At 68.1% G+C, this 10,196-nt stretch carries 5 protein-coding genes and 1 pseudogene; 4 read left to right on the top strand and 2 right to left on the bottom strand.

The window, feature by feature from the left end; genetic code table 11:
- Together MJ785_RS07295 and MJ785_RS07290 are read right to left on the bottom strand one after the other, a co-directional pair.
- Positions 1–536, bottom strand: a pseudogene (locus MJ785_RS07295) (hypothetical protein); the annotation flags it as partial.
- Positions 537–898: 362 nt separating this feature from the next.
- Complete coding sequence (locus MJ785_RS07290; RefSeq protein ID WP_239380236.1) at positions 899–2,554, bottom strand: S1C family serine protease; 1,656 nt, start codon at positions 2,552–2,554, stop codon at positions 899–901.
- A gap of 1,721 nt (positions 2,555–4,275) precedes the next feature.
- Between MJ785_RS07290 and MJ785_RS07285 the strand changes: the two genes are divergently transcribed.
- From MJ785_RS07285 to MJ785_RS07270, 4 genes are all read left to right on the top strand, one after another.
- Positions 4,276–4,743, top strand: a complete 468-nt coding sequence (locus MJ785_RS07285; protein ID WP_239380235.1) for a hypothetical protein — start codon at positions 4,276–4,278, stop codon at positions 4,741–4,743.
- Between the two features lie 357 nt (positions 4,744–5,100).
- Positions 5,101–5,556 (top strand): hypothetical protein, encoded by a 456-nt coding sequence (locus MJ785_RS07280; protein ID WP_239348269.1) that lies wholly within the window; start codon positions 5,101–5,103, stop codon positions 5,554–5,556.
- A gap of 101 nt (positions 5,557–5,657) precedes the next feature.
- Positions 5,658–8,270, top strand: a complete 2,613-nt coding sequence (locus MJ785_RS07275) for a helicase-associated domain-containing protein (RefSeq protein WP_239380234.1) — start codon at positions 5,658–5,660, stop codon at positions 8,268–8,270.
- Between the two features lie 277 nt (positions 8,271–8,547).
- Positions 8,548–10,194: a DNA repair helicase XPB gene (locus MJ785_RS07270; RefSeq protein WP_239309808.1), complete on the top strand. Its 1,647-nt coding sequence runs from the start codon at positions 8,548–8,550 to the stop codon at positions 10,192–10,194.
- Positions 10,195–10,196: the final 2 nt, after the last annotated feature.

The raw sequence follows: 10,196 nt of genomic DNA, 5'->3' as shown, positions 1-10,196 counted from the left end.
ACCGGACTTCCGAGCGCCGTCGCGGCTCGATCGAAGGTGCGGACAAGTCCTTCCCGCAGTCCCCTGGGCGCCGGGGTGAGCTGAGTCTTTGCGAGCATCTCCTCAGGGGCCGCGGCGTGCCGCACCGGGCCACCGCGGGCCTGGGGCGAGCCGGACCAGGCCAGGGCGCTGCCGCGGGCCAGCTCGAGTAGCCATGAGCGCAACCGGGTAGGGTCGCCGAGCGCGCCCAGCCGGGTCCGGGCAACGAGGGCGAACGCTGTGCCCGCCGCCGCCTGAGCGACCTCGGCCTCGCCCAGGATGAGCAGACACATCGAGAAGACGTCGTCGGCGTACTGTTCGTAAACATCGTCGAAAGCATCCCGTTCGCCTCGCCGGATCCGCATGACGAGGTCGATATCCGACTCCGGGGTCCGTGGCAGCGGCGTGCGGGGCCTGTCTTGGGCGTCGCGGGCAGTGGGCGCAACCGCGGATCGATCGAGGCTCGGGCCGGTGGCGGATACGTCTGCTGGGTCAGTGCGGCGGATACCGCCGTTCATCAGTGCATTCTCCTGTGTCCCCCGTCGGCGAGATGAGTCATAGCCGCGTCCGGGTGTGGAGCGGGTTACACCGTCACCGCTCGCCACGTTAGAGCTTCCTGGCCAGGCTAGGGGGGAATGTCAGGAAAATTCTGCTGCCACCCGCTGGATCCGCGGGCCGGAGGTTGTGTGATCGAATTTTCCGGCCTGGCTGGTGCCATTTTTTGATCTTGATTGGCGCCAGCTGGCGGGTCCGGATGCCGTGGATGCGTGATGGGCAGTATCTTACGATCAAAATGATCGTGGCTGAGATGCCGACATCCGGCCTTTCCAGATCTTTTGGCAAAGATCCGGAAAGGCCGGATGTCAACGGGGCGGGAAGATCAGGACGGTGGCTGCTGGGCCAGGGTGACCTCCGCGGTGCGCGTCTGACCGTTGCGGGTGTAGGTGACGGTCACCTTGCTGCCGATGTCCTGGGAGCGGACCGCGGCGATAAGTCCATCCACACTCGTGATCCGGCGGTCTCCCAGTTTGGTGATGACATCGCCGCGCTGGAGCCCGGCCTGCTGCGCGGGACCGTTGCCGACCAGATTCTCGACTTTGGCACCGGTCCCATCGCCGTTCGGATCGGTCTGGCTCGCTCCCGCGGTTGACGCGTTCACGCCAAGATACGGGTGCACCGCCGAGCCTCTGCTGATCAGTTCTTCGGCGATCGACTGCGCATAGTTGGACGGGATCGCGAACCCGACACCGATGTTGCCGGACTGCTGTTCCTGCTGGCCGCCGAACCCGCCGCCGCCCGAGCCCACCGTGGCGATAGCCGAGTTGATGCCGATCAGCTCACCCTTGCTGTTGGTGAGCGGGCCGCCGGAGTTTCCAGGGTTGATCGGGGCGTCGGTCTGGATAGCGTCGAGAACGGCGTTGCTGTCCTGGACGTTCGTGTCACCGGTACGCACCGGCCGGTGTATGGCGCTCACGATCCCCGATGTGACGGTACCGCTGAGGCCGAGCGGGCTGCCGACCGCGACCACCAGCTCGCCAACCGCGAGCGCGTCCGAGTTGCCGAAGGCGGTCGCCCGCAGCCCGGTCGTGTCGATCTTTACTACCGCGAGGTCGGAGGTGGGGTCGGTCCCGATGATCCTTGCGTTGAACTCCTTGCCGTCCTGGGTGGTCACCTGCAGTGAACCGCCTTGTGCGGCATCGGATACCACGTGGTTGTTGGTCAGGATGTAGCCGTCCTGGCGAATGATTACTCCGGAACCGGTGCTTGCCTGGTTCCTTGATGCGGCGGCTATCGTGACCACGCTCGGAAGGATCGTCTGCGCGGCGGCTGACACCGTGCCGGACGCGGCTGGGGATGTTCCCGCGCCGCTGGTGCCGCGCAGCAGGCCGCTGGACGACACCACAGTCGGCGTGCTGTTGCCGCCGGCGACCAGGGCACCGACGCCACCGCCCACCCCAGCGGAGACCAGCGCGATCGCGATCGCGGCGGCGACGAGCCGTTTGCGGCGTGGTGGTGGTGCCGGTTGTCCGGCGGTCTGGGGGGGGCCGTAGTACGGCCCGGACGGCGGCGGTGTGCCGAACGGCGGTGTCGGCCCGAACGGTGATGTTGGGCCGGACGGCGGGCCTGGCGCGCTGAAGGCACCGCCCGGGTATCCGGAGTTCGCGCCACCGCCCGCGTCGACCATGGTCGCCGAGTCGTCGGGGACGCTCGTGCCCGGCGGGTTCCACGGCGTTCCCCACCAGGCCCGGCTGGACGACTCGGCCGAGTCCCGCTCAGGGCGTGTCTGGGGAGCCGCGGTAGTCGATGCGGAAGATCCTGCTGCCGCCGCTGCCGCTGGTCGTTCGGGTTCGGCGTCACCCAGGCCGCTCCTTGCCGCCGGCTGCACGGCAGTCTGGTGAGTGGCGGGGTATGGCTCCACCTCCGGTGCCGTCCAGACCGGGGTGTTCTGCCCGGAGCGGACGCCGTCGCCGCCGTCAGGCGCCCGCGAGTCCGAGGAACGTCCATCCGGGGAGGTGAAGGGGGGCCGCGTGTTCATGGTAGAAACCTTCCCCTCACAAGCTGAGCGAAGACTGAAACGCGACCAACAGTCGGCTGAGACGCGGCGCGTGGGGAGCATCGTCCCGACGTGGTCAATGCGGTGTCGACGGTTACGGCAACCGCCGGGTACGCCGTGCCGGTACCCGTGAGAAAGTGTCTGAAGCTCGTCAACCTGTTCTCCTGTCCGAACATCCAGCTGCCCGAGTGGCCGACCCACTGACTCACTGGCCCGTCACACGATGGCGAACGTCGTGGCCGCTTTGGCTGCCGGGTCGCCTGATTCACAGACTGTGACGACCGGACGATGACGAGGCCGCTGCCCCGAGCAGATGGTCACGCAGCCCGGGAAGGCACCTGTGAAGGCGTTTTCAGTAGCCTCCCAGCTGCGCTTCGGACTGTCCCCAACACGTTTCATAATGCTCGGAGAAGTGCGGTTGCCAAAGCGCTCGCGGGTTCACCGTGACCGCGAATCATCACATGGCGTGGCGGGCCTCGCGCTGCCAACGCTGAGCCGGGTGCGGACGGCACTGCTGGAGGCCACTATCGACGGGCCATGGGCGGGCGTCGCGGGCGGTCTGCTCGTGTCCTCGGTTGGGCTCGGGCTGGCACACCGGGGCTGGTTGTTGACAGGCGGGTGGCCATCCGGCGCACGCTGCACCCACCTCACTGTGGTCGGTTGGGCGCACGCTTGGGCGATCAGGTGAAAGTGAAGATTCGTTCGGGTGGGGTGGGGCGTGTTGTGCTACTTGAACTTGTTGCGGATACGCTGAATCTCGCTGTTCTGACGACATCGACACAACCAGTGCCGTGCGCGTGTGACCGGAGGATGCCCGCGTGGTCCGAGGAGACCCCGACCCCCGGGGCGACCGACGAGATGATCCTCGAGGTGACCCCTGGGTGAATTCGCGCGGGACGCCGCGTGGTGACGATGCCACCACGCGGCGTCCCGGCCACTCGGGGCGTCCGCGGTATCCGGAGTCGAGCGGGCCGCGGCCCCTGATTCCTGGCTCCCAGCCCGCTGCTGGCGAGCGGCCCGGCTCGCCTGGCCAGCCACTTGGCCCATCGCCGGTCCGCGCCGGTGATCCGGTCCGGCGCGGGCGACCGGTCAGCGCGGGTCGGCGCATGGTGGCTTTTGGCACGCTGCCTGGACGCACCGACCAGCTCGGACGGCCCGTCGCTGGCAGGGTGGGTGGGGCCGGCGATCGTCCGGCCGCATACCTGCCGGGTGGAGCCACTGGCGTTACCGCCACGGTGGACGGCGGTCGCGCGTTGCCGAGTGCCCCTGACCCGCTGGACACGACCACGGTTGTGCGCAGGCCAGTCATGGCGTCCGTGGCGGAAGGTGTTGATCATCGGTTCGGTCGCCGCTCCGTGCCTGGGCCCGTGCCTGGGCCTGGATCGGACGCCCGTGGCCGGATGGCAGAGGTTCCTGGACCAGGCGCCGTCAACGGCACCGTCACAGGGCCGAGGCCTTACACCGGTCCTCCGACGGAGGGCTTCGACCCGTTCCCGGCTCGCGGTCGCGACGCGCCGAAGCCGGTCGCCGCGGCCAGGCCGGGGGTGCCGCCCGGGTCACCCATGCCACCGGCTGGGGGTGGGCTGGGGCCGGCTTCCGCCGTGGCGGGCAGGAGCGCGGCGACGGGTTCCCGCCGGCCGGGCGTTGGTGACCCGTCCCGTGCCACAGAACCTGCCGGCCATGGGGCGGCTTCGGCCGACCGGGTGGACCGATTCGACCAGACCGACCAGACCGACCAGACCGACCAGGAGGAGATCGACAGCACCGGGCAGTTTGCCAGGATTCCTGGGAACGGCGACGGGACGGGCGCGGGGGCGACGGCCGCGGCCTGGGATCCGCGGGTCACGGAAGGCCGGGCCGACGCGCGCGCTGGGTCCGGCGGTACGGGTTCCCGACCGGTCGAGGACTTCGCCGCCGATTTCGCTCAGTCGGTTCCGTCCGGTGTGGAGGTTGTGTCCGGCACCGCGCGATCCGCGGGTGCGGGAACCCGCGGGCGTCCGGTTGGAATCGTAGTGAATCTGCTTCTTGTCGTAATCTTTTTGATCGTTGGCTTCTCTGTCGGGCAGGCGCTTGCGGCGCCGGGGTCGGCGAGCGCACAGTCACGGGTTGGCAACTGGGCGCGCGATCATCATCTGACGTTCCTGGTCGACACTGCGGGGAAGTTGCGTTGACCGGTGGTATCGCAGGAACACGTGACGGTCTGCCAGCACGATCAGGATAAAGCGGAAAAACAGCCGAAAAAGGTACTTAGGGTGCTCGGCAACAGAAGCTGTGACGTCGTGGGGCTGGGGCAGGCGCCCCAATCCCACTCCTTGATCCACACCCCTATTGCCGGGCGCTCTTAGCCGCAGGTTTTTGATTTATGTTCTACTGTTGCGGAAAACATTTGACGCCAGGCTCTTGCGTTCGGAGGCATTCGCGTGTCGAATCGGCATCGACGAGTCTGTCGCATTCTGTCACACAGTGCGCGGCTTCACGTGATGTCGGCTGGGTATCGTCGCAGCCTGTCACCCGCGGCAGGAGGGCCTGTGCGTCCACATCCCGCACGTCAACATGCTACTGGTCCGCGTGTCATCCGTCCGGTCGCGCGTCGGGCAGCGGACACACCCATCGCCGATCCCGGCGGTTACGCCGGGACCAGTATCCCAGGCGAATTCGATCTTAACCGATTCCCCGCTCCGCCCGGTCGGGCGCCGACCGCGGACGAGATCGACGCGATAGCGCGAGCGGTCTTCGCGAGCCCGTTGGTCGCGCTTGTCCCCCCGGGCCGGCTTCAGGTGACTTCGATCAGAATTTCCACCGGCCCGCCGGACTGGGCGTTCGCCGCGCTCCTGCCACGTGATATTGATCTTGATCCAGCGGTGGCCGTACTCCGTTTTGATGTCAGCGGAGGCTGGGTTCTCGATCAGGTGGGCACGGCCGAAGTGGGTGTCGGGCGGTTTCCCGTCCTGGGTGCCGACACATCTGATCATGGTGGGCGGTAGGGCGTGCCGGCTCCTGTACCCAGCGGGCCGATGGTGGTGCGATCATTGTTCTTCCGTGCCGTCGGCCCCCTGAATTCCTGGGCCGTCGGCGGGATACTGTCATGAGGGTGTCCATGTCGGCGGACGGAGCTGACGTCTCCTCCACTGCGGCCGGGTGGCTGCGAGGCCTTTCTGACGACGAGCTGACTCGGCTTTTCACGCTGCGTCCTGATCTGGCCACGCCGCCGCCGCCCGACTTCGACGTCCTCGCCGCCCGCCTGGAGATCCGGGTGAGCGTGACGCGCGCGCTGGAGCGGCTTGACACGTTCACCCTCGAGGTCTGTGAGGCACTGACGCTGCTTCCGGCGCCAGTGAGCATCGATGATCTATGTGGGTTCTGCGGGACCGCGGCCGTGGCGGCAGCGCTGGTGACATTGCGCGAGCGGGCGCTGATCTGGGGGGATGACAGCGCCATCCGGCTCGTCGCAATGGCCCGTGACCTTCTCGGTGAGCGCCCGCTCGGCCTCGGCCGGCCATTACGTGTGTGTGTGGCCGGTCACCGGCACACGCACCTCGCGCGCCTCGCGCTGGCGGTCGGTGTCGCTTCCCAGCGGGACCGGGGCGGAGCGGGCCGCGGCTCTCTCCTTGACGAACTGAGCGCCGCGCTGGCCGCCCCGGATCGGGTTGCGGCTCTCGTCGAGGAATGCGGTCCACGGGCTCGCCAGCTTCTCGACCGGCTCGCCGCCGGGCCGGCGCTCGGGCACACGGGCGACGCGCGACGGCTGCTCGCCGCGTCCGACGCTCACACACCGGTGGAGCAGCTGCTGGCCAGGGGGCTGCTCATCGGCATCGACGAGACCATGGTTGAACTCCCTCGGGAGGTCGGGCTCGCGCTGCGTGGCGACCGTCCGGGCGGGGTGCTGCATCCCGAACCGCCGGTCCTGACCGGCAAGACGATCGATTGTGTTCAGGTGGACGGTACAGCTGCCCTCGCCGCCGACACGATGATCCGTCTGGTGACGACACTGCTGGAAGCCTGGGGCACGGCCCCGCCCACCCCGTTGCGCACCGGTGGCCTGAGCGTCCGGGACTTCCGTACGGCCGCGAGGCTGCTCGATGTCGCCGAACCGACCGCGGCGCTGGTGATTGAGACCGCCTACGCGGCGGGGCTGGTGGACACCGCTCCCGGGGCCGATGTAATGATCATGCCTACAACCGCCTATGACAGGTGGTGTGTGGACACTCCCGCGATGCGTTGGGCCACGCTGGTCGAGGCCTGGCTGTGTTCTCCGCAGGTGTCGGGCCTGGTGGGGGAGCGCGACGACAAGGGCCGTCAGCTTGCCGCGCTCTCCGTCGAACTGCGCCGCCAGCACGCACCCGAGCTGCGCCGCCTCGTGCTGGACGCCTTCGCGACGGTGCCGGTGGGGCTTGCGCCGACGGCCGAATCGGTGCGGGCCCTGCTTGCGTGGCGGATGCCTCGCCGGGGTGGGCCGCTGCTGGACCGCATGATCGACTGGACGTTCACCGAAGCGGATCTGCTCGGTGTCACCGGGCGCGGTGCGCTGTCCTCGGCGGGGCGGGCGCTGGTCCGCGGCGAGGGCAAGGACGGGGACGGAGCCAGCCGCTCGGACCTGGCTGCCGCGCTCAGCCCGATGTTGCCCGAGCCGGTCAGCGAACTTCTGGTGCAGGCTGACCTCACCGCGGTGGCCCCGGGCCCGCTGCTGCCGGAGATCGCCGCGGAGCTCACGCAGATGGCCGACGTCGAGTCGGCCGGTGCGGCAACGGTCTTCCGCTTCTCTGAAGCATCCCTGCGGCGTGCGCTGGATGCCGGTCGGGTCATCGAGGATATTCGCGACTTTCTGGCCCGGGTCGCTCGCGGGGGTATTCCGCAGACGCTGGACTATCTTATAAATGATGTTGCTCGTCGTCATGGCCGGTTGCGGGCGGGGCCCGCCATGGCATATCTGCGCTGCGACGACACCGCTGTGCTCGCGGAGGTGGTCGCCTCGCGGCGAACCCAGACGCTCGGGCTGCGGCGGGTCGCGCCCACCGTGGTGATCTCCGCGCTGCCTCTGCCCAAGCTGCTGGAGGGCCTGCGCGCGGCCGGGTTCGCCCCGGTCGGTGAAGGGCCGGACGGACGTGTGGTCCTGCACCGACCGGAGGTGCACAGAACGCCCGGCCGGCCGCGCCCGAGTAGCGCGGAGTCCGTGGGTGTTCGCAACGAGCAGTTCCGAGATGTGGTACGGATGGTTCGTCGTGGCGACGACAGTGCCCGCGCGGCCCGTGCGGCCAGCGCCGCGATCGGTTCGGTGCCCGACCGGATGGTGCGAACGGCTCCGCTGATCCTGGTGACTCTGCAGGGAGCGGCGCGGACCGGCCGCCGAATGTTGCTTGGCTATGTTGATCAACAGGGGAAGTCGAGCGAACGTATTGTTCGTCCGATGGTTGTTGATGGGGGTTGGGTGACCGTGTGGGATGAGCGTGCCACGACAACCCGGCGCTTCGCGCTGCACCGCGTCACCGGTGTCATGGACGTTGAGGATGTGCTCCCGGCCGCTGGGTTCACCGATTACGGCTGGGCGGTCGAGCTGAGTGCCGCGGATACTCTGCCGGGCGTCACCGAAGGCGGTATGGCCGGCGCTCTTGCCGATGCCGGAACGGTCGGGTCGATGCCGGTACCGGACCGGCAATACCCGGAATTCCTGGATCCGGAGGACGTTACGGACCTGTCATGACGGCAGCTGCCGCTTTGTGGGCTTGGTGCTTCGTGGGCTTGTCGGTTCGGCGGCGGGTGGTGCACGGGTGGTGCACGGGTGGTGCACGGGCGGTGCGTCCCTGGTTGTAGCTGCCACGGGCCCGTTTTCCCGCTGGGGATCCTCGCGTCCGGGCTGTCATGAGGCCTTCGGCTCAGCTGCCGGCGAACATGCAAGAATTGCTGGGCGGGTTCGGTTCAGGTTGACAGAGGCAGCGCGCGTCCAGAGGTCACGAGAAGTTTTGGGAGGTCGGTGAGAAGTGGCTGATGGTCCATTGATTGTCCAGTCGGACAAGACCATGTTGCTGGAAGTCGACCATCCACTGGCCACGGACGCGCGGGCGGCGATCGCCCCGTTCGCGGAGCTGGAACGCTCCCCCGAGCATATGCACACCTACCGGATCACTCCGTTGGCACTCTGGAACGCCAGGGCTGCCGGTCATGACGCGGAGCAGGTCGTCGACGCACTTGTTCGCTTCTCCCGTTACGCGGTCCCGCACGCGCTGCTCGTCGACATTGCCGACACGATGGACCGTTACGGCCGTCTGCGGCTGGAGAACGATCCGCAGCGGGGCCTGGTCCTGCGGACCATCGACCGCGCGGTGCTCACCGAGGTCATCCGTTCCAAGAAGGTCCTGCCGCTGCTGGGCCAGCGCCTCGACGAGGACACGGTCGCGGTGCACCCGTCCGAGCGGGGACGGCTCAAGCAGGCGTTGCTCAAGGTCGGCTGGCCGGCTGAGGACTGCGCCGGTTACGTCGACGGGGAGGCGCATCCGATCGAACTGCGCCAGGACGGCTGGGAGCTGCGCGGCTACCAGAAGGGCGCGGTCGCGGGTTTCTGGGAGGGCGGTTCGGGCGTGGTGGTGCTGCCCAGCGGCGCTGGCAAGACCATCGTTGGTGCCGCCGCGATGGCCCATGCCCGTACCACGACCCTCATCCTGGTCACCAACACGGTGGCCGGCCGGCAGTGGCGCACGGAACTGCTGAAGCGGACGTCGCTCACCGAGGACGAGATCGGCGAGTACTCGGGTGAACGCAAGGAGATCCGACCCGTCACGATCGCCACCTACCAGGTGATGACTGCCCGTCGCAAGGGCGAGTACCTGCATCTGGATCTGTTCGGTGCCCGTGACTGGGGATTGATCGTCTACGACGAGGTGCATCTGCTACCCGCGCCGGTTTTCCGGATGACCGCTGACATCCAGTCCCGGCGGCGGCTCGGTCTGACCGCGACGCTGGTCCGAGAGGACGGACGCGAGGGCGACGTCTTCTCCCTGATCGGTCCCAAACGGTACGACGCTCCGTGGCGTGAGATCGAGGCCCAGGGCTGGATCGCTCCGGCTGAGTGCACCGAGGTGCGGGTGACACTCACCGAGGACGAGCGGATGGCCTATGCGGTGGCGGAGGCTGAAGAGCGTTATCGGATGTGCGCGACCGCTTATAGCAAGCGGGCGGTCGTGCGGCGGTTGGTCGAACGACACGCGGGCGACCGGGTGCTCGTCATCGGTGCTTATCTTGATCAGCTTGATCAACTTGGCGAGCTGCTCAACGCCCCGGTCATTCAGGGGTCGACCCGTAACCGGGAGCGTGAGCGTCTGTTCGAGGCGTTCCGCAGCGGAGAAATCATGACCTTGGTCGTCTCAAAGGTCGCCAACGTGTCGATCGACCTGCCCGAGGCCGGGGTCGCCATCCAGGTGAGCGGGACCTTCGGGTCACGCCAGGAGGAGGCGCAGCGCCTTGGGCGGGTGTTGCGCCCCAAGGCGGACGGCCGTGGCGCGCATTTCTACACGGTGGTCTCCCGGGACACGATCGATCAGGAGTACGCCGCGCATCGCCAGCGTTTTCTGGCGGAGCAGGGCTACGCCTACACCATCGTGGACGCGGACGACATCCCCGATCCAGCTTAGAA

Origin of the sequence: Protofrankia sp. CiT1 (assembly GCF_917627335.1) — a bacterium.
GTDB lineage: Bacteria > Actinomycetota > Actinomycetes > Frankiales > Frankiaceae > Protofrankia.
This window is presented reverse-complemented; position numbering and strand designations above follow the sequence as displayed.